The sequence below is a fragment of the Paenibacillus sp. J22FR21 genome (genome assembly GCF_056269135.1).
In genome coordinates, this window is record NZ_JBWDNJ010000008.1 from 60,051 (window position 1) to 80,066 (window position 20,016).

The 20,016-nt window shown below is 49.1% G+C and carries 19 protein-coding genes; 10 read left to right on the forward strand and 9 right to left on the reverse strand.

Going from position 1 to position 20,016, the window contains the following annotated elements:
* Both AC0YNS_RS25205 and AC0YNS_RS25210 read left to right on the forward strand, forming a co-directional pair.
* Window positions 1-303 (forward strand): hypothetical protein, encoded by a 303-nt coding sequence (locus AC0YNS_RS25205; protein ID WP_475783690.1) that lies wholly within the window; start codon window positions 1-3, stop codon window positions 301-303.
* Between the two features lie 152 nt (window positions 304-455).
* Complete coding sequence (locus tag AC0YNS_RS25210) at window positions 456-1,931, forward strand: DHA2 family efflux MFS transporter permease subunit (RefSeq protein ID WP_475783691.1); 1,476 nt, start codon at window positions 456-458, stop codon at window positions 1,929-1,931.
* A gap of 69 nt (window positions 1,932-2,000) precedes the next feature.
* Here the strand turns inward: AC0YNS_RS25210 and AC0YNS_RS25215 are convergent, their stop codons facing one another.
* From AC0YNS_RS25215 to AC0YNS_RS25235, 5 genes are all read right to left on the reverse strand, one after another.
* Window positions 2,001-2,573, reverse strand: coding sequence for a GNAT family N-acetyltransferase (locus AC0YNS_RS25215; RefSeq protein ID WP_475783692.1), 573 nt, complete (start codon window positions 2,571-2,573; stop codon window positions 2,001-2,003).
* Between the two features lie 326 nt (window positions 2,574-2,899).
* Window positions 2,900-4,171 (reverse strand): MFS transporter, encoded by a 1,272-nt coding sequence (locus AC0YNS_RS25220; protein ID WP_475783693.1) that lies wholly within the window; start codon window positions 4,169-4,171, stop codon window positions 2,900-2,902.
* Window positions 4,172-4,268: 97 nt separating this feature from the next.
* Window positions 4,269-4,937: a lysoplasmalogenase gene (locus AC0YNS_RS25225; protein ID WP_475783694.1), complete on the reverse strand. Its 669-nt coding sequence runs from the start codon at window positions 4,935-4,937 to the stop codon at window positions 4,269-4,271.
* A gap of 163 nt (window positions 4,938-5,100) precedes the next feature.
* Entirely contained in the window at window positions 5,101-5,751 is a 651-nt protein-coding gene (locus AC0YNS_RS25230; RefSeq protein WP_475783695.1) for a GntR family transcriptional regulator, read from the reverse strand.
* Between the two features lie 131 nt (window positions 5,752-5,882).
* A complete protein-coding gene (locus AC0YNS_RS25235) occupies window positions 5,883-7,004 on the reverse strand; it encodes a tyrosine-protein phosphatase (RefSeq protein WP_475783696.1) in 1,122 nt (373 codons plus the stop codon).
* 293 nt (window positions 7,005-7,297) lie between these two features.
* Here AC0YNS_RS25235 and AC0YNS_RS25240 point away from each other — a divergent pair, with 293 nt between their 5' ends.
* The 6 genes from AC0YNS_RS25240 (at window position 7,298) to AC0YNS_RS25265 (ending at window position 13,942) form a co-directional block, all read left to right on the forward strand.
* The gene (locus AC0YNS_RS25240) at window positions 7,298-8,194 is read left to right on the forward strand and encodes a carbohydrate ABC transporter permease (RefSeq protein ID WP_475783697.1); all 897 of its coding nucleotides are present in this window, start codon (window positions 7,298-7,300) and stop codon (window positions 8,192-8,194) included.
* A complete protein-coding gene (locus AC0YNS_RS25245; protein ID WP_475783698.1) occupies window positions 8,191-9,039 on the forward strand; it encodes a carbohydrate ABC transporter permease in 849 nt (282 codons plus the stop codon). Before AC0YNS_RS25240 ends, AC0YNS_RS25245 begins: the two co-directional genes overlap by 4 nt.
* 43 nt (window positions 9,040-9,082) lie before the next feature.
* Window positions 9,083-10,426, forward strand: coding sequence for an ABC transporter substrate-binding protein (locus AC0YNS_RS25250; protein ID WP_475783699.1), 1,344 nt, complete (start codon window positions 9,083-9,085; stop codon window positions 10,424-10,426).
* Window positions 10,427-10,560: 134 nt separating this feature from the next.
* Window positions 10,561-11,553, forward strand: coding sequence for a LacI family DNA-binding transcriptional regulator (locus AC0YNS_RS25255; RefSeq protein ID WP_475783700.1), 993 nt, complete (start codon window positions 10,561-10,563; stop codon window positions 11,551-11,553).
* A 287-nt stretch (window positions 11,554-11,840) separates the two neighbouring features.
* Window positions 11,841-12,959: a GNAT family N-acetyltransferase gene (locus tag AC0YNS_RS25260; RefSeq protein ID WP_475783701.1), complete on the forward strand. Its 1,119-nt coding sequence runs from the start codon at window positions 11,841-11,843 to the stop codon at window positions 12,957-12,959.
* Between the two features lie 23 nt (window positions 12,960-12,982).
* Window positions 12,983-13,942: a DUF4838 domain-containing protein gene (locus AC0YNS_RS25265; protein WP_475783702.1), complete on the forward strand. Its 960-nt coding sequence runs from the start codon at window positions 12,983-12,985 to the stop codon at window positions 13,940-13,942.
* Between the two features lie 56 nt (window positions 13,943-13,998).
* On the opposite strand, the gene AC0YNS_RS25270 is transcribed toward AC0YNS_RS25265, so the two are convergent.
* Entirely contained in the window at window positions 13,999-14,712 is a 714-nt protein-coding gene (locus tag AC0YNS_RS25270) for a VOC family protein (protein WP_475783703.1), read from the reverse strand.
* Between the two features lie 195 nt (window positions 14,713-14,907).
* Between AC0YNS_RS25270 and AC0YNS_RS25275 the strand changes: the two genes are divergently transcribed.
* Entirely contained in the window at window positions 14,908-15,741 is an 834-nt protein-coding gene (locus tag AC0YNS_RS25275; RefSeq protein ID WP_475783704.1) for an RMD1 family protein, read from the forward strand.
* Window positions 15,742-15,802: 61 nt separating this feature from the next.
* Here the strand turns inward: AC0YNS_RS25275 and AC0YNS_RS25280 are convergent, their stop codons facing one another.
* From AC0YNS_RS25280 to AC0YNS_RS25290, 3 genes are all read right to left on the reverse strand, one after another.
* A complete protein-coding gene (locus AC0YNS_RS25280) occupies window positions 15,803-17,125 on the reverse strand; it encodes an ABC transporter substrate-binding protein (protein WP_475783705.1) in 1,323 nt (440 codons plus the stop codon).
* 75 nt (window positions 17,126-17,200) lie between these two features.
* Window positions 17,201-18,034: a carbohydrate ABC transporter permease gene (locus tag AC0YNS_RS25285; protein WP_475783706.1), complete on the reverse strand. Its 834-nt coding sequence runs from the start codon at window positions 18,032-18,034 to the stop codon at window positions 17,201-17,203.
* Complete coding sequence (locus AC0YNS_RS25290; RefSeq protein ID WP_475783707.1) at window positions 18,031-18,927, reverse strand: carbohydrate ABC transporter permease; 897 nt, start codon at window positions 18,925-18,927, stop codon at window positions 18,031-18,033. Before AC0YNS_RS25290 ends, AC0YNS_RS25285 begins: the two co-directional genes overlap by 4 nt.
* A 177-nt stretch (window positions 18,928-19,104) precedes the next feature.
* On the opposite strand from AC0YNS_RS25290, the gene AC0YNS_RS25295 reads away from it, so the two are divergent.
* The gene (locus AC0YNS_RS25295; protein WP_475783708.1) at window positions 19,105-19,944 is read left to right on the forward strand and encodes an AraC family transcriptional regulator; all 840 of its coding nucleotides are present in this window, start codon (window positions 19,105-19,107) and stop codon (window positions 19,942-19,944) included.
* Window positions 19,945-20,016: the final 72 nt, after the last annotated feature.

The following is a 20,016-nucleotide window of genomic DNA, read 5'->3' on the forward strand; positions in this document are numbered from 1 at the left end:
ATGCACTACCAGTTCTGCCAGCAAGTGAAAATCGTGGATATGGATGATGAAATTATCTCGGAAGTGTTATTCGAGCATGGGGAGTACGAGACGGCAGCATTGTCGATCGGTTCCTCTATCCTGATTCACCAACTGGGATTGAAGGAATTTAGCGTTGTCTACGATAAAAGGGAAGGCAAAATCGCTCGTTATAAAATCGCGGATATCGAGCTTGATCTGATTACGCAACCGGTGGTTACCAGGGTATACTTGGAACCGGTGAAGCTCATTGTCGGCCAACACGATATCGGCGAAATTGCCTGATGTCCGGAACGGGGCTTTAATGAACCTGCGGGTAGCGGGTTCTTTTTTATGTGCAACTAAAATTTAACAATAAATGTTGTTTGGGCGATTGCAATATTTGCCCAATAATAGTACCGTTTATTGGTAAGACTTTAAGGAAATGAGGGGATAAGTTGTCTAACTATTCGAATGCAGTTGCTGCCACTGAGGAAGCGCCGTTCTCGATGAAAGCGATTATGGGTCCGCTAATGGCAATCGTTGTCGGGATGATTATGGTTATACTCGACAGTACGGTTATGAACATTGCTTTGCCGACTTTAATGGATGATTTCAAGTCGTCCGTCAATACGATGCAATGGTCCATTACGGCTTATACGCTGGCACTTTCCGCGGTTATTCCGCTGGCCGGCTGGTTGACCGATCGATTCGGCGCCAAACAAATTTTTCTGATCACGATTTTCTTGTTCGCGGCAGGGTCTCTTCTTTGTTCCTTTGCCACAACGCCTGAACAGCTGATTGCCTATCGCGTTATTCAGGGAATCGGCGGAGGCATGGTGCAGCCGATCGGGATGGCGATTATATTCAAGCTCGCTCCTCCTAACAAGCAGGGTGCAGTCATGGGCATGCTCGGCATTCCGATGATGCTGGGACCCGCGCTTGGACCGGTATTGGGCGGTTATTTGCTGGAATACGCGACTTGGCACTGGATCTTCCTGATCAATTTGCCAATCGGTATTATTGCCATCTTAGTCGGCCTTAAGTACTTGCCGAGAGTAGAACGCAAAACCGTACCGGAACTCGATATATGGGGCATGCTCCTTGCACCGATCGCATTCGCTACGTTATCTTACGCGGTTAGTGAAGGCGGCAAAGATTGGGGTTCTACTAAAACAATTGTCGGCTTAATTGTGGGCTTCGTAGCTTTGGTGTTATTCATTATTGTCGAGCTTCGCCATAAACAACCGTTACTGGAGCTTCGCGCGTTCAAATCCGCGGACTTCACAGTCGGCATGGTCACGTCTTGGCTCATGTTCATGGCCTTATTCGGCTCCTTCTTGTTCGTGCCGATGTACATGCAGCAAGTGTTTCATTATGAGCCGCTCAAAACCGGGTTTATGATCCTGCCGCAAGTCGCGATGACAGGATTGTTTATGCCTATTGGCGGTAAACTGTTCGATAAATTCGGCGCTCGCGCCGTTTGTGTGGTCGGGGTCGCCTTTGTTGCGGCAGGCATGTTCTATATGTCGCAAATTCAAGCGGATTCCGGCTCAGGCTTCGTAATCATAGCAACGATGATTATGGGCGTAGGCATGGGACTGTCGATGATGCCGGTGAATACGCACATCTTGAAAGCAGCGCCTCGCCATCTAGTAGGCCGGGTAACGCCGCTTACGTCTGCTGCCCAACAAGTCGTGGTGTCTTTCGCGGTTGCGGGATTGGCCAGTTACCTGAGTACGCGAGTGACGGATCATATGACCGCAAGCAAAGGTGATGCGGCTGTCTCGCTCGTCGCCGCTTTCGGAGATACGTTCTTCATCGCCGGATGTATCGCTACGGCCGGCGCCTTATTGGCCATTCTGCTTCGTAAGCCGAAGGCGGTGGAAGGCGAAACAACGGATCAAGTCAATGCTCCCGTGATGATGCATTAAGAGAGCATGATAGAAGGCCTCACTGTCCTAGGGATGGTGAGGCCTTTTCTATTGTCTGCATCCATGCATTCAACTTAACAATAAAGCAAGCATAATCACGTCAAGGAAGGTTTTCGTAACATCGTGCAACAAATACTGTCGTAATAGACCTTCTTCCTGAAAGCCGAGTTTCTTTAATACCTTTAGCGAGGCCGCATTATCAGGGAGGACTTCAGCTTGAATTCTATGGTGACCGATATGCTTCCGGTTGAAGTCTAGAACGGATCGCAGCGCTTCAGACATTATACCTTTGTTCCAATACTCAGGCTTCAAGTCGAATCCGAGGGTAAGGGGGAAGAAAGGAGCTTCATTAAAATGACCTCTGGTAGGCATGAGCATTAGCGTACCTACAAATTGCGTAGAACTGCTAAGGGATATTCCCCAAGGGAGCAGCTTGTTGGCTTCAAAGGCTTGATTCCATGAGTCGATCAGCAATCTGGAATGCTCAATGGAAGAGGGGCCGGACCAATCTAAATGTTTCGTGACAAGAGGGTCGGAATAAAAAGCATAGATCTCACCGGCATCCGCGGCATTCATTTGTCGTAGAACTAACCGTTCCGTATACAGGGTAGGAAAGGAGGAGAATAAGACTTCGTTGCTCACAGATTTTCACTTGCCTTCTGGAATAAGAGTGTATTGAAGCGATCATATACCAGTAGCCTTAAAACCAACTTAAAATCGCATAAATTCGTGTGATACGAAGTCAAAAACCGCACTGGATGATGCACACGGACTGAGCGGTAAAGCATATGCAAGGTTGCCATTGCTGCAACATAGGCCCTTGGCCAGTGTAAGACTGTACGCGCAATGAGTCGAGAAATGGCGCCACAGATCAGTGACCTGTGGCGCCATTTCTTAGTTTTAAGCTACTCCTAAGGAAGTAATTTCTTATTGAAGAAACCCCTTCTGGGACAGCCCCTTTAATTGAGTTACTGCGCTTCCACCGCAACGGGAACCGGAACCGGATCCTTGATTCGGTAAATTGGCAGGAGAAACACGATGCCGATTAGAAACATCGCAGCAGAGCATTGATAGGTCCAAGAGAGCGATAAGCTGTCCTTCAGGAAACCGGAGATGCTCATGGTAACCACCATGGCGCCCATGAACATAGGCGTCAGAATACCGTTCACACGCCCGACGAATGATTCCTCCGTCTTGTTCAGAATTAGCGTATTAATGCCGATCTGTAAGGCTGGCATGAAGAAACCGATCATGGCTTCCATCGCCAGCGTGAGCCAGAACATCTCGGAGAATCCCATAATCGATACGCCAATTCCGGAGACAAGCATGCCCCATAAAACAAGCGTTTGCGGCGCAACTTTGTTCGAGAACACCATCGATAATCCTCCGCCGACAAGCATCGCCGCGCCGTTGGCCGCGAAGAGCCATTGTAGATTGCCCTTCGGCAAGCCGAGCTGCTCGGTAATAAGAAAGACGGCAAGCGTATGAATGACGCCGATGCCAAGTCCCGCAGCGAGGAAAGAGCCGCCTAAAGCGACGAGCGCTTTGCGATGAAGAACGTAGTCGAGCCCCATCTTCATCTCCGTCCAAATCGAAGTCCCTTTATCGATTTTCTCTTCGTCTCTGTCCGGCGGCAGCAGCGTAAGTACGGCGGCAGAGATGAGGAACATGGCGCAGACGATGCCCATCGACCAGTGGATGTTCAATTGTTCGAATACGAATGTGCCCAGAATTGGACCCAAAATCATGAATACGGCCATCATCGTCTGGAACAAAGCCATGCCGGCCTGCATTTGCTCGCCCGGTACATGCAGCTTAAATAACTTCATACTGGAAGGTTGAGAGAACTGCGATAGAATCGCCGAGACGAACGTCGCGAAGAATATGGCCTGCCAAGAGCCATAAAGCAAGGTGAGCAAAATAACGAAGATCGATATTGCGCTAAGCAGGTCGCATAATACCATTGTCTGCTTAGGCTTCCATCGATCAGCAAATGCGCCGCCAATGAAGGAGAAAACAAAAATAGGCGCGAACTCCGCTACCGAGACCAACGAGACGGCAAGCGCGTCCCCATCGGTCATTTCGACCACAAACAAGAGCACTGCGAAGTTACGCACCCAAATGCCGATTTGCATGAATACGCCTGCTGATAGGATCGCTTGAATAAATCGGTTTCTGAGCATGGAGCCCATTGAGGGCTTAGGTTCAGTTGAAGGACTATTTGTTACAGGGAGTTCCATGTGTAGCAGTCATCCTCTCCTAGCAAAATAGTAGATCATATGTTCGATTCTACTATAATTATGTCTATTAAGGAACGAGAACATACTCTTAAAACAATTAATATTTTGCAGGAAAATGTGGAGTGGTAGAAACCGAAGTTGATGATTCCTTTAAGCTATTGGCAATGAACAATTGGGCCGCATAGTAGGTGACCATGATCCAAATATCGGGGTGGGAAATGTCCGAAACAAACATATTCCAAGACAGAAGGGAGTCGGAGGCTAAGAAGAGCAGTGACCCGATTATAGCGTAAACATTCCCTGTTAGAATCGCCGTCCAGGCCATTAAGGAGATAACCGTTACATAGAGAAGAACAGGCGCGATGAGTCCGCTCTGCCCGCTGGCTTGAAGGGCATGCACCAGCCGTATACTCATATATCCGGCATAGATAGCAATTGGAATGAGGGTCGCGGCGCGCGGCCAAGTGAACCGCATTCGCCGGATGAAGGATGCGGTGTAGAACAGATGTCCGATCAGAAAGGCAGAGAGACCGGCAACGAACCATTTCATTAATCCGTCACCGCACATCGAGAAGAGCAAACCGAGCAAGAGCAGCGAATGTTTCGGCTGCCGAGAAGTCGGGCAGAGCATGAAGGCATACGTCAGGATAAGAATCATAGGAATCAGCTTGAAAACCAGCTTAATACCTTCGGGCTCGTCAGGAATGATGAAAATATAAGAGAGGCTCATAAGTCCAATGGCATACGGAAGCATCTTACGAATCAAGGGGAGCTCCTCCTTTTATATATTGAGTAATGGCAGATACATAGATTAAATTATAACGCATCTATTAAGAAAAATAAGGATATTTTGATGAGGTTGCGTGGGCAGAATCGGTGGTCTATGGAATACAAAAGAGCTTCCCGCAAAGGAAGCCCTTGTTGTTATTCTATAATCTCGACATGCGCAGCATGCGCTGCCGGTTATGGGCGTAGGACTGGTTGGCGATCTCGCGGAATCGATCGTAGTCACCTGCCAGAATTGTATCGTAAATGGATTGATTCAATCGGTTGGCGGAATAGTGCGGCTCGTGAGGTGTTAATTTGAAGTTAATGGTGGCGAAGAGAATCATTTGTTTGACTCCGGCATCGACGATCTTCGCAATGACGCCGTTGTTCATGACATTGAGCAAGCATTCGGAGAATTTCATAGAGCTCACAAGGTACTGCGTATAATCATTATCCTGCTCGGCCTGGATGGAACGGTTCAGATGCTCCTGCAGATTCTTGAAATCCGGCTCTACTACACCATCTTTCAATAGGGTGATGGCCTGCAGTTGAAACAGGTACAGAACCTCCATGGTGTCAATGACCTCTTTCATGGAGATCTCCTTGACGAGTACGCCTCTATTCTTAAGCGTAATGAGCAGTCCTTCATGCTCAAGACGAGAAATGGCCGCGCGGATGGGCGTACGACTCATGTTCAGGGTTTCAGACAATTCGTTCTCAGACAGAAGTGAACCTGGCATGAACTCACCGGTTCGAATTTGGGTATTCATATAGTCGTACGCGGTATCAATCAGTGTCGAATTCGCCATCATTACACGTTCCTCTCTCTCTTGCACTCCTCTGTATATTATGACATGCAAGAGGCGGTCTGCAAACTGACAGCGCCGAAACCTAGTTGAAAAAGGAGTCGCCCCACAACCGGGGGCGACTCCTTGCTATAAGATTACTCCGTGTACATCGCTTTCAGCTTAGCGCGCTCTTCTTTCGTGATGCCAAGGCCGGTCTCCAGGAATGCATCGATGGAGCCGTACTTTGCTTTCATCTCATCAATAGCAGCTTGAAGGAATTCTTGCTGTACGCCCATCAGTGCAGTAATGGCAGCAACAATGTTCTCGTCTTTCACTTGTTGTTTCACGCCATCGATCATCTTCTTGTTAGCTTCTGCACGGTAAAAGTCGCTGAGCAGGTAGTCGTCCATTACGGTTTTCTCATCAACGCCAAGTGTCAGAAGAATGATAGCGGAACCTAGACCTGTACGGTCTTTACCGGCTGTGCAGTGCTGCAAGAGAGCGACGTTCTTCGGATCGTTAAGAAGATCCATCAATTGCACGTAAAATTTCGGAGCATCAACCATTTGTTTGTTGAAGCCAACCATCATTTGAACGGCGGATGCGGCGTCCTTCATCATGCCGGAAGCAATCATCGCATTCATATCAGCAGTCGAACCTGCGTTGCCTGCATCCGTACGAATGTTGTTGATGCCTGCCATTACCGGATCTGGAACAGCTTTAACTTCCGCATCGGTACGGTAGTCGACGTTAGTTTTGATACCCATCTCTTGAATGGTCTTAATATCTGCATCCGTCAGATGGCCAAGCTCTTCGCCGCGGAACAGCTTGCCCCACTTTACCGTTTTGCCGTCTGCCGTTTTGTAGCCGCCGAGGTCGCGGAAGTTAAATGCGCCTTGCAGGTTTACTTTGCGTTCAGCCGTCTCGATCGTCGAGCTGTTGCCGCCTTTGACAAGGAAGTAAATGCGGGAACCCGGTTTAGGATCTTCGGTTACAAATCCGTTATATGCCGAGTAAGTCTTAGCCAGCAATTTACCGTTCTGCTCGATGTTGTCCGGGGAAGTGCTCCAGTATACTTTGGCTGCGCCTAGATCGGCGTCAGCTTTCCAACGTACGATTAATTTACCTTGTGCCGTGCGCTCCACGCTGGCTTGCGTGAAAGCACCCGGTTTCTTGGCGATTGGCGCTGCTGCGAAGCTGGATGCAGGAGCAACAATGGCACCTACAAGCAAAGATGCGGATAAAACCGCTGTTGTGAGTTTCGAAGTATGTTTCATTTTTATATACCCTCCTATGAAGTTCAACGTGTCTACAAGTAGAGTACAAGTTGTATGTTTTCGAGAAATCATAGATTTGTAAATGTTTTGTGTAGCACCCGGCGCGCCTAATAATTGTCCTTGTCAAATGCTTATATTTCCATTTATAATAATTGTGTAAAGTTTAATCGCTTTAATTTTCACTTAACAAGCTGTGTTATATTTATTTTTTTATTTCTAAAGTTAAAGCGATTAAACTTTGAGTGCGTCATTCCGGCGCTGGTCGATTTGGCAATCGAAGGGGGATTGGTGGCGTGAAGTCAACCAGGGCAAGCCGCCGCGAGGGAAGATTATTTTACTTGTTCGTGTCTCCGTGGCTGATTGGATTTATCGTATTCGCTTTGTTTCCGGTACTCGCTTCCTTGTATTACAGCTTCACGGAGTATGACATCATTCATGCGCCGGAATTTATCGGGTTTGGCAACTACAACGAGATGTTCCACGACGATTTGTTCTGGAACTCCATCGAGGTCACGCTGCGGTATACCTTCATCAGTGTTCCTTTGACACTTGTCCTCTCCCTGATCTTCGCAATTCTAATCAATCAGAGAATTCCGTTCCGTGGTTTGTTCCGGACGGCGATGTATTTTCCGAGCATGATCTCAGGGGTGTCGATGGCCCTCCTCTGGTTCTGGGTATTTAACCCGCAAGCCGGTCTGTTCAATTACTTCTTATCCATGTTCGGCGTCGATCAGATCAACTGGTTCCTCGATGAGAAATACGCGATGTGGGCCTTCATTATCATGTCCTTCTGGGGTTTAGGCGGGGGGATGCTTATCTTCTTAGCTGGTTTGCAAGGCGTGCCGGCACATTTACTCGAGGCGGCGAAGCTTGATGGAGCCGGAAGGCTGAGGTCGTTCTGGAACGTCACATTGCCGCTTATCTCTCCCGTTATCCTCTTTCAGCTCATCATCGGATTAATTGACTCCTTTCAAGTGTTCACGCAAGCATACACGATTACCCAAGGCGGGCCGAACTATTCCACTTGGTTTTACGTCTACAACATCTACATTAACGCCTTCAAAAACTTCCGCTACGGTTACGCCTCAGCCATGTCCTGGATACTGCTGATTGCAGTTACAGTCATTACGTTCTTTATTATGAAGCTGTCCAAACGATACGTGCATTACGAAGGGGGAACCCCGCAATGAGTGGGATTGCCAAGAAGGTCGATTTGCTCCAAGTCATCGGATTTCTCATTCTATTGCTCGTTACCGTCGCCATGATTATGCCGTTCTGGTTCATGTTATCGACATCGCTCAAGACGACGAAGGAAATGTTCGTGTATCCGCCGTCCTTCATTCCGGAGCACTTCGCTTGGGAGAACTTCAAAGAACTGTTCGTGAACTCGGAGATCAAGTTCGGGCGGCAGTACATAAACAGCGTGATTGTGGCTGTGTTGACGGTTATTGGAACGGTATATTCTTCTTCGTTCGTCGCTTTCGGCTTTACTCGGTACCGGGCAAGGGGAAGCCAATTTCTGTTCATGCTCGTGCTCAGCACGCTGATGCTGCCGTATCCGGCGATTATGATTCCGCAGTTTCTGCTCTTTACGAAGCTGGGGCTTCATGATTCCTTGCTGCCGCTCATTCTGCCTTCCTTCTTCGCATCGGCATATATGATTTTTCTGTTGAAGCAATTCTTCACGACACTGCCTAATGAGCTTTACGATGCGGGCAGAATCGACGGTTGCAGAGAGATACAGCTCTATTGGAGCTTAACGCTCCCGTTAGCAGGTCCGGTATTAGCGACTGTGGCGATCTTCTCTTTTCTCTGGAGCTGGAATGACCTCCTCACACCTGTGCTGTACTTGGATTCGCAGGAGAATTTCACGCTTCCGATCGGGATGGCGGCGATGATGTCCTCGAAATTCCGCATTGCTCCGTGGAATCTGATGATGGCGGCCTCGCTGCTGTCGGTCCTTCCGATTGTTGCTCTGTTCGCAGTAGCGCAAAGACGTTTCGTACAAGGGATCGTTCTTACCGGTATTAAGTAGTTGTTCACATAGTCCGTCACTACTATTAACGAGGGGGATTTGCATGAGCGCAAAGATTGGAAAGACGATGCTTAGCTTGACGCTGACGTTCGGATTAGTTGGGTTGGTTGCTGCGGGATGTTCAGATGGAGGCGGTAAAGACGGGGATGTTGTCACGATCACGCATTATACCATCGATTCGCCGGATCGCACCTTCGTGGAGAAGCTAATCCCGGATTTCGAGAAAACCCATCCGAACATTAAGATTAAAGTGACCAAAGCGCCGTATGAACAATTCGACTCCAAGCTTCAATCGTCCATAGCGGCCAAGAACTCTCCGGACGTCACTTCCCATTGGGGGTATGGCGGATTCATGGAGTACTACAACAAAGGAATGCTGATGGATATGACGCCTTATCTCGCTGATTTCAAGGCATCCGACTACAATATTCCGGATGATGTCATGAACATCTACAAGGTGGACGGCAAGACTTACGGAATCCCGCTGAATAGTTACGTGACGGTCATGCTGTACAATAAGGACCTGTTCGACAAAGCCGGTCTCGCGTATCCTCCGACGGACTACGAGGATAAGAGCTGGACATTCGATAAGATGGTGGATTACGCGAAGAAAATGACCGTGGATTCGAAGGACTTGGCCGAGGCGCAATACGGAGTGGACTTCGGGTTCGGTGAGCGCGACCAAAGGCCTTCTTATTTCGGAGGTCAAGTCTACTCCGACGATACGTGGACCAATGGCGGCAAGCCTTCTAAGATCAACCTGACGGAGCCGGACGTTATTGAAGCTTATAAGAAAATCTACGGTCTTATCTGGGATCAAAAGGTTTCTCCGACACCTGCATTCTCGAAGTCGGTTTCCGGCCAATTCGGCGATCCGTTCCTCTCCGGCAAAATCGCCATGTCCGTCGTAGGCTCCTGGAGCTTGGCGGCATCCAGTGATTTTAACTTCAAGGTCGGCGTTGCGGCGGTTCCGCAAGGTCCGAATGAGAATGTGAGAAGCGTTCTGTACGTGGATCCGCTCTTCGTGCTTAAAGATTCCAAGCACCCCAAAGAAGCGCTGGAATGGATCAAATACTTGATTACGACAGACGTACAGAAGAAGTCGATTGAGCTGAGCGGCGGCAATCCTCCGGTCAACCAAGCGGCGGCGGAGACGTATTACAATAATTTTGAAGGCATCGATCCGGCTCAAATTAAGCAGGTGTTCGAAGGTGCATACAAATACGGCTTCGAATCTTATAATCACTTGATTTCGAACTACTCGCAGATCAACGAACTCTTCATTAACGAGCTGGCTGGCGTTGAGAACGGGGATGAGAAGGTCGAAGTCGCGCTTCCAAGAATCCAGGAGAAGCTGACGAAGCTGCTGGAACGCGTCAACAAGTAAATCAAGAGACGCGCGGCTGCTAGTTTCCGGCGGAAAAGCAATCGTCTTCCGCGCGCGCGTCTTAGTTTGCTCTTGGCTCCAACTATGATACGGTAAGGGCAGTCATTTTTTATTCGTATAGGAGCGATATAACGATGAAAGTCAGTATCTTTGATGTTGCGAAGAAATCAGGCTTGTCCGTAGTTACGGTTTCGAGGGTATTAAATAACTCATCATCCGTGCGTCAAAACAACAGGGAGAAAGTGCTTCAAGCGATGAAGGAACTCGATTACCATCCGAACGCATCGGCACGTAGTCTAGCCAGAGGAAAAACGGGCATTATCGGCTTGATGCTGACGACGCTTCATGATTCTTTCTTGGATGCCGTGGTCAAGGAAATCAACGATCGGTTGGCGGAGCACGGATATTTTCTCGCGTTGTCCATCTCGAATGGCTACGAAGATACGTTTCATCGTTCCTTGTTTCAGGAAGATCGCGTAGATGGGGTCATCTTGCTGTCTCCCGTTGATGAAGACGAGTATGTGATGGAACTGAAGAAGAAGAAAATCCCGTTTATTATGATCGATAACTCGCAGCGCAATCCTTCCGTGACTTCGATTATCGTAGATAACTTCAAAGGCGGCTACGAAGCGACGAAGCACTTAATTGATCTTGGGCATACGGAAATCGCGCATATTTCGGGGCCGGATTCCTTCCTCAGCAGCAGGGAACGAGAACGGGGATTCCGCTTCGCACTCGAAGAAGCGGGTTTGCAGCCTTACGGGATTGAGCGCGGCGGCTTCCAAATTCCTACCGGCTATCGCATTGCGAAGCAGTGGATTGACGAAAGGCGCCTGCCGTCCGCGATCTTCGCTTCGGATGATTACATCGCGGTAGGTGTTCTTAACGCTTGTATGACCTCGGGCATTCGCATACCCGAGGATGTGTCGCTCGTCGGCTTCGACGACCAGATTCTGGCCTCCGAATTTCATCCGCGGCTGACGACAGTTCGGCAACCGGCGGATCGGATCGGGCACGCAGCTGTGGAGCTGCTTCTGAACGTGATTAACGAACCTGCCAAACGCAGCGTGACGATGCAGATCGAGCCGGAGCTGATTGTGAGAGAATCGACGGCACGCAGAGCTTAGACTGCCGGGGCAGGAGCTCGCTTGGTTAATAGGCTGTAAGCCAAATACATCGCCAGAGCTCTGCGCTTGGCGGTGTTTTTTTATGGTTTTGTCAATTCATTGTTGCTAAAGTCGTACGTGAAGTCTACTGATTGTTAGAGGAGCCATGAAGGATTTGTCGAAAGTACTGCAATATGAAGCGACTCGTCTTGGGGGATTCGTTTTTCGGTATAATGGGAAGTAGTTTGTAGACAGAAGCCTGAGCTTGAAGTGATGAACCGAATCCTTATATAAAGGGAGTTATGATCATGCTGGAATATAGAAAGGCAAGACCGGATGAGCGTGAGGCCTATATCGATTTAGCCAATTACGCCTTCAAAATTGATGTAGAAACCGTGCTGCCCAAAGTGTACAACAAGGACATTGATTCATCATCGATCCATATGGTGGCCGCGGATGAGCAGGGACGGCTGCGCGCACAGGTAGCCATTTACCCGGAGCCGATGAACGTAAGCGGTGTTGAGCTGCGCGTCGGGTACTTAGGGATTGTGTCGGTGCACCCGCGAGCGCGCGGGGAAGGGCATATGAAGGTGCTCATGAACAAGTGGCTGGAAGAAGCGCCTGAATTGTACGATATGGTTGTTCTATATGGTCAGCGACAGCGGTACGAGTATTTTGATTTTACCCTCGGTGGGGTGAAAATCAAGTATTCGGTGGGCGAGGTCAATTGCCGTCATGCCTTGCGCGATGTGAATGTGAACGGGCTGTCATTCCCTCCGTTGTTCGAAGTCGAGGGCGCAGCGGCCTACGCGCGTAAGCTGAACGATGCTCGGCCTGCATTCGTTCACCGTGACGAGCAGCACATGTCGCACATACTGAATGGACTCGAGCAGCGAGCGATCGGTGTGTTGGATGGGGACAAGTTAATTGGCTATATGGTCGTCAATAAAGCGGGCAATGAAATAACGGAGCTCGCGATGGAGAATGTGAACGACGTTCCGCGTGCGATCAAAGGTTATTTGGCTCATGCAGGTCAGGAATGGATAGCTGTATTCGTACCGGAGTATGAGACGGAGTTGAATGCAAGCCTGAGCAGCTTTGCAGAAAATTACGCGATAGGTACATCAGATATGTACCATATCATCGATTTTGCCCGTGTGCTTGAAGCGTATCTAACGCTTGCTCATCGGACGAATGGACTTCCGCCGGGTGAGTTCTCCGCTGTGCTGGATGGCCAGCCTGTTACCGCTCGCGTAGATGAGAACGGCGTGACGGTGGAACGGTCGGCTAAGCCCGGCGCAGATCAGCTGGATAAGAAGCAGGCGCAGACGCTTCTCCTTACTCCGCAAGGTCGTTATTCGAGAGCAAACGTGCCTGCCGGATGGTTTCCGCTTCCTATCTTCTGGTATACGGCGGATAAATTCTAACAGCCTAAGAGGAGACAACTAACATGAAAGCAGATAAACGCGGCATACTTATTCTACCCGAGGAGGTTGGCCCTTATTGGGCGGACCTGATTGCCCGTTCGGGCCTTAATCTGGTGGGCATCCATCCGGGCTGGGGAGCGGGAGCGCTTGAGGAGCTTGAGAATATGCTGGATTTCGTGAAAACGCCGGTTTTTGAGCAGTTCGTTGAACGGATGAAGGAGCTGAATGTGGATCTCGAGTTCGAATCCCACGCCATGTCATGGCTTGTTCCGCGAGCACTCTTCTCCGAGCATTCCGACTGGTTCCGTCTGGACGAGTCAGGAAGTCGCAATCCGGACTTTAACTTGTGTGCTTCCAACAAGGAGGCAATCGAATTCTTGGAGACGCGGTCAGAAGAGCTGGCTCGTGCTTTGCCTACATTATCGGGGCGATACTACTTCTGGATCGACGATGTGACGAACAGTGCTTGCCACTGCGAGGAATGCCGCACGTTGTCTACCTCCGACCAGGCGATGATTTTCTATAATCATATCCTGCGGGGGATTCGGCGCTTCGATCCATCGGCTGAGCACTGCTATCTGGCCTATCAAGACACGATCCAAGCGCCGGTGAAGGTACAGCCAGACGAAGGAATCTTCCTGGAGTATGCGCCTATCTATCGGAATTCAGCCCGTCCAATCCATGATCCGGATTGCCCTGAGAACTATAAAGAGCTCGAGCACCTGCCTGGTCTGCTGCAGCTATTCGGACAGGATGGCGCTCAAATTCTGGAATACTGGATGGATAATTCCAGGTTTCTAAACTGGACCAAGCCGATGAAGGCATTGCCTTTCTACGAAGAGGTCATCCGTCAAGACGCGGAGTATTATCGGAGCCTCGGATTCAACCGGCAGACCAGCTTCGGCGTATGGTTAGGCGAGGACTACGCGGATGCTTTCGGAGAGCCGCCGATCGTCGCTTATGCTCGCGCTATTGGGGAATAAGCAGAAATTAAAAAAACAGAGCCCGGTGATTCGAACACCGACGCTCTGTTTTTTTCTTATTCGGCGTTCATGATGTCTACATACTGCTGCGAAATTCGTATCCAATCGGCATTATGCTTATCGCAATCGTCAATTAACGCCTTTATTCGATTATTCATCGCTTGATCGACGACGTTATGGAGCTGCAAATGAATGTCCAAGGCAACCAGCAGGATTTTAGCTAAATCCAAGCTTCTGACGTTCAACGTATTGAGATCTGCAGGGAAAAACTTCCTCAGCATCATGAACGCGGACTGGCTGTCTTCTTTTGAATACATCAAATCGAAGAGGGTCTCGAAGGGATTGGCCCAATCCGCGCTCTCAATGGTTCTAAAGAAAGCAGGGTTGGCAATCTCGGTATTAGGCGTTCCGACAAACAGCGTATTTCCACCTAAATCCGTAATGATGAATCTTCGATCGTCCGCCAAGTCCTTCAACTTCGAAATGCGAGGGATGCCGGAACGGGGGATTTTGCCGATCGCTTGTTTCAAGCCAGAAGTGAAAGCTTCATAGATCCGATTGACGTCATCCACTTGCACGTAGCACATTTGCGAATTTGCGGCGGGTACTGTCATTTTACTTCCGTAGAAATGAATCTCCAGCTCGCCGTACTTTACAACGGCATACGGACGGCGATTGGTGGTATACACGGTTTCGAAGCCCAAATGTTCGTAAAAGGCAATCTGCTCCTTAATGGAGGGACACGGCAAAATGGGTTTGATTTGATTCAATTTTAAAGCCCCTTTCATTCGATAAATTTTTACTACTACCTCTATCGTACAACATTCATGCACATGAGAAGGTTTCGTTAATATTCCGGATAGCGGTGAACGGCATCAGAGCTCTTGCTGGAGCCAACGCTGGGCTTTTTCTGCCAATCGGAGCATATTACTTAGTAAGGTCACACTTACAAGTAGAGTGATAACATGCAAGACACGACGTTTAAAGCCTTCGCGATCTCCAACGAGATCGACTTGAACAAAATCGCCGTTCATTGCGGCATTCGTAAGAAATACACCTGGGAACAGCCCTTAATTCTAAGAGACGGTATTCTGGCATCCATCCTCCGAAAACATGTAGACGAGATGCAGCAGGTGCTTGTTTTTTCATTCGGCTGTGTTGTTTTCGTCAATAACGCCCAAGCGAGCGAAATCACGGAATTTCTGCGCTATATCCAGTCCTTCGAGCCGGAAATCGATATTCAGAGTGCGGATTATTATACGGATGATTATAGTCTTCACATCGGGGCAACGGAAACCACCCAGCTAACCGACGAATACATCGTGGTGAACGAGTACGAAAGTGTATACCCTGAACTGATCTCAACCGTACTCGCAAAGTCAGTAGCGCTTGAGCGAATAGAGGAGCAGCTGGGCAAAATCAACGACAAGCTCGAAACGCTATTAGACCGACTGGAAAAAGGAAAGCTTAGAATCGGCAACAAGGAACTGGCAAGAACGACCGCGATCATCGTTCGTCATGAATACAATACTCTTGCTTATATCATGATTCTGGATAAGCCCGATATCACATGGACCAGCAGCAGTGCAGGTCAATTCTACGACAAGATGATGGAATTCTTCGAGCTGAGCGACCGATATAAAATCATGAAGAGCAAAACGGAAGTGCTGTATCACATCATGGAGGGGTTTTCGACGATTAGCCATTCCATTCGGGGACTATTCGTGGAATGGATTATTGTAATCCTCATTGTCATCGAGGTTGTTCTGACGGTTTTGCAAATCGTGGGATGGTTATAAAATGATGACAAATAATAAGGGGCGCTCCCGATTGATGGAAGCGCCCCTTTTCTGCCGATCGTTACTTCTCCTTGCTCAATATGGCGTCGACTTCTTCGGCGATCTTCTTGGCGCCTTCTTCCGGTGTCACCTTCTTGTTCAGAATTTGATCGCCGTAAGTGATATACACCTGATCCTCTTCCGCCGTCGTTTCTGTAAACTGATACAACTTTCCTTTTTGCAGCATTTGCGAAATGATTTTGGCGTTGGACGGCATTCCTTCCGCGTTCAATATTTCTTTCTTGTCGACGACGCTCGGTCTTGGCGGAATAATGCCACGGCTGGCTGCGTCATCCGAGTAAGAGTCCGGTGTCGAGAGCGCTTCGATGACCGCCCATGCTTCGTCAGCGTGCTTCGTGTCCTTGGAGATGGAGAAGCCCGAGTTGTGAATATAAGTGGTGAGCGGATCAATATCGGTGCTTGCCACTGGCATCGGCGCTACATTCCATTTGAACGGTAACGTCTTATAACCGCCGATTGCCCAAGAGAAGTTTGCTTCCATGGCGATCTTGCCTGTCGCAAACGACATGCCCGTTACGTCTTGACCGCCGCCCGCCGGTGACGGAGCTACGTTGTACTTGTTGGATAGCTCACTTGTAAACGCAAGCGCTGCGATGACTTTCGGATCGTTAAATGCCGATTTCGTGCTGTCCTCGTTCAAATAGGATCCGCCGTTGGTGAACACCCAAGCGCTATACCACCACGGCCCGATTCCAGGATAGCTGGTGCCGAATTGCGTGAAACGATCGCCGTCCTTCAGCGTCAGCTTCTTGGCATCCTCCAAGTACGTTTCCCACGTCCAGTTCCCTTCCTCGTAGGATTCCCAAGGTGTTTTCAATCCGGCAGCCTTGAACATATCTTCGTTATAGAAGAAGAGCGCCGTATTCAAGTCCTGTGGAATACCGTATTGTTTGCCGTCGTATTGATAAAATTCCAGTGACGCAGGATAGAAATCGTCTTTATTAAATGTCGAGCTGGCTTCGATATACGGATTCATGTCAAGCAGCTTGCCCTGACTTGCGAACTTCTTGAGCGGTTCGCTCATGAACAGAACATCCGGCTGCGTGCCGCCGGCAAACATCGTCGTCACCTTATCCCAGTATTCTCCGCCGGGTATCGGTGTAACTTGTACATCGATGTTGAGTGATTTGTCTAAGTATTTATCAATCCGTGCTTTCAACACTTTCGTCGCATTCTCATCGCCGGTATAAGTCATGGTAATCGTGACCTTATCTCCGGAACCGCCTGAATTATTGTTTGAGCATGCTGCAGCGAAGACGAGCGAACAAACGACAGTGAACAACATGATTAAACGACTCGATTTCACTACGGTCAGCGTTCTCATTTGTGTTGCCTCCCCTTAATATTTAACTGCTTCATGAAACGAAATCCGGCACAGCTCTAAACATCACCCCTTCCGTTATCCTTTGATTCCGGAAACGACCACGCCTTGAATCATCTTGCGCTGGAACAAGAAGAAGATGGTAACAGTCGGAATGAGCGCGATGACAGAAGCTGCCATCAGTAGATGCCACTCCACGGTATGCAAGCCCCTAAGCGCGTTAATTCCCAATTGAATCGTTCGCAGCTTCTCGGAATTGATATAAATGAGCGGTCCGAGGAAGTCGTTCCATACGCCGTTGAATGAGAAAATGGTCACGACGCCAATGACGGGGAGCGACATCGGGATGATGATGCGGATAAAGGTGCTCCAATAGCCGCAGCCGTCGATTTTGGCGGCGTCGCTGTACTCCTTGGCAATATTCATGAAAAATTGCCGGTACAGAAAGATGTAGAATGGCGTCCCGAAGAAAGCAGGTGCGATTAAAGGCAAATAGCTGTCGAGCCAACCGAGTTCTTTGAAAATGATGAATTGGGGCACCAAGGTGGTATGATAGGGGATCATCATGGTCGATAGCATAACGATGAAGAGGATGCTGCGTCCCGGAAACCTCAGGTTGGCAAAGCCGTAACCAACCATTGCGGATGAGAAGACCGTGCCGCTGACGACGAACACGGCAATGAATAGGGTGTTCAGAAAGTATTTGCCGAACGGCAATATCCGGAAGATGTCCGGATAGTTAGACCATCGGAATCGCGACGGAATGACCTCCGGCGGGAATATAAACACGTCCGCATAAGGCTTGATCGAAGTCGTAATCATCCACCAAAGCGGAACGAGCAGGAATAATGCGCCGCATCCAATAACGGCATATATTAGTACTTTCTGCAACAGCCCGGCAGCTGACCTCATCCCCGATTCTCCTCTCCGCTCGCATAATACACCCATCTCCTCGAGGTCGCGAACAATAAGACAGTCACCAGCAGAATGATTAAGAACAAGACCCAGGCCAGAGCGGAAGCATAACCCATTTTGAAAAACTTAAAGGCGTTCTGGTACAAATACATCGCATAGAACAGCGTAGCGTTATCCGGTCCGCCATTGGTGATGACGTATGCCTCCGTGAACGTCTGGAACGCACTGATCATTCCGATAATCAGATTAAAGAAGATAACGGATGTCATCAGGGGGATGGTTATTTTCCACAGCTTCATCCACTTGCTGCAGCCGTCAATTTCGGCGGCCTCGTACAACTCGGTAGGAATGCCCTGGAGTCCGGCCAAGTAAATAATCATTCCGCCTCCCGCACCCCAGACGCTCATAATGACAAGTGATGGGAGGGCCCAGTCCGGACTCGCGATCCAGCCGGGACCCTGTATGCCGACGTAAGAGAGGAGCAGGTTAATGACACCAAAGTCGGGATTCAGCACCCACATCCACATGAGCGAAACGGCGACACCTGATAATATGGCGGGGAAATAGTAAATCGTCCGCCAGACGGACAACCCTTTTATTTTCTGATTGAGCAGCAGTGCAATGCAGAAGCCGAATACGATGCCGAGCGGAACGGCGGTTACGACGTAGATGACCGTAACTCTCAGCGAGATCCAGAACTTCTTGTCATGAATGAGCGTGTTATAATTGTCTGCTCCAATCCACTTGGACGGTGTAAGCAAATCCCAATCCGTCAGGCTTACATAAAAAGCGGTTATCAGGGCTCCGAGCACGAATACGACGAAACCGACGATCCACGGAGCGATGAACAGATAACCTGCGACTGCCTCGCGTTTTCCCTCTTTTCCCACTGCTCTTTCACCTCACGCTGTGTTGCATTCATATTTGATTTGCCACTTCGCCGGTTGATTGGAAAGCGCTTGCAACAACTGGTAACCCGAGTATATGATAATTTATAAGCGCTTTGCAGAGGGTATACTGGTCGAAAAGATATGCGCTTTTGTTTTTATAACAAAGGAGTGATCCGTTTGACCCAATCGCTTTTTGTCGAACCGTTCCTGCCGTTTGTGCCTGCTGTGTTAAATTTCGATTTGAAACAGGGCGAGCAATTCGTATTCCCACTTCATCATCACCCTGAGCTAGCCCAGCTGCTGCTTATCTCCGAAGGAAGCGGATCGTTTCAGATCGATGGTCACACCTATAAAGTCGGTCCGCGAACGATGCTGGTATATGACACCGGCGTATGGCATGAGGAGTTAGCGGACGCCTCGCAACCGTTTAAGGCCATTTCGATTTCTTTCGCAGCTTTCCAGCTTACCGATCTGCCGCCGGGGACCTTTATGGAACCCGGGATTAGCCCGGTAATCGAGCTGGGTGATCGCTACGATGAGGTAGTATCCTTGTCACGGATGATTCTGCGTTTAGCGGAAGATCCTTATGTACCCGGAGGGCTAAGCATCCGATATTATTTGGCCATTCTGCTAATCGAGCTAGCCAAAATCGTCTATACCGGCTTTGCCAAGGGAACGTCAACAAGCAGCGACCGGACAGTTACCGCTATTAAACAATACATTCATAATCATTACATGGACGCGATTACGCTTGAGCAGCTGTCGAAGGCTTCCTTTTTCAGTCCGGGTTATACATGCCGCGTGTTTAGTCAATCCGAGGGAATCAGCCCTATTCAGTATTTGGTTGGCTACCGGATGGAGGTCGCCAAGCATTACTTGAGGACAGAGAAGGAGCCGGTGTACCGAATCGCCGAGCTGGTCGGTTATCAGAGTGAAACCCACTTCAAGAACGTGTTCAAGAAGACGATTGGCCTGCCGCCGCACAAATATAGGAAGATGCACCGAATAGAAGGGTAGATGGAGTCGGAGAAAGGACCTTGCATGCACTTTATGTGATGCAAGGTCCTTTTAATTCAAACTTGAAGCCTG

Bases quoted from the DNA above. Each gene is read 5' to 3' on its own strand.
- AC0YNS_RS25280 (WP_475783705.1), bottom strand. From the start codon at position 17,125: ATGAGAACGCTGACCGTAGTGAAATCGAGTCGTTTAATCATGTTGTTC.
- AC0YNS_RS25235 (WP_475783696.1), bottom strand. From the start codon at position 7,004: ATGAAACATACTTCGAAACTCACAACAGCGGTTTTATCCGCATCTTTG.
- AC0YNS_RS25265 (WP_475783702.1), top strand. From the start codon at position 12,983: ATGAAAGCAGATAAACGCGGCATACTTATTCTACCCGAGGAGGTTGGC.
- AC0YNS_RS25285 (WP_475783706.1), bottom strand. From the start codon at position 18,034: ATGAGGTCAGCTGCCGGGCTGTTGCAGAAAGTACTAATATATGCCGTT.
- AC0YNS_RS25220 (WP_475783693.1), bottom strand. From the start codon at position 4,171: ATGGAACTCCCTGTAACAAATAGTCCTTCAACTGAACCTAAGCCCTCA.
- AC0YNS_RS25250 (WP_475783699.1), top strand. From the start codon at position 9,083: ATGAGCGCAAAGATTGGAAAGACGATGCTTAGCTTGACGCTGACGTTC.
- AC0YNS_RS25255 (WP_475783700.1), top strand. From the start codon at position 10,561: ATGAAAGTCAGTATCTTTGATGTTGCGAAGAAATCAGGCTTGTCCGTA.
- AC0YNS_RS25260 (WP_475783701.1), top strand. From the start codon at position 11,841: ATGCTGGAATATAGAAAGGCAAGACCGGATGAGCGTGAGGCCTATATC.
- AC0YNS_RS25275 (WP_475783704.1), top strand. From the start codon at position 14,908: ATGCAAGACACGACGTTTAAAGCCTTCGCGATCTCCAACGAGATCGAC.
- AC0YNS_RS25245 (WP_475783698.1), top strand. From the start codon at position 8,191: ATGAGTGGGATTGCCAAGAAGGTCGATTTGCTCCAAGTCATCGGATTT.
- AC0YNS_RS25230 (WP_475783695.1), bottom strand. From the start codon at position 5,751: ATGATGGCGAATTCGACACTGATTGATACCGCGTACGACTATATGAAT.
- AC0YNS_RS25205 (WP_475783690.1), top strand. From the start codon at position 1: ATGCACTACCAGTTCTGCCAGCAAGTGAAAATCGTGGATATGGATGAT.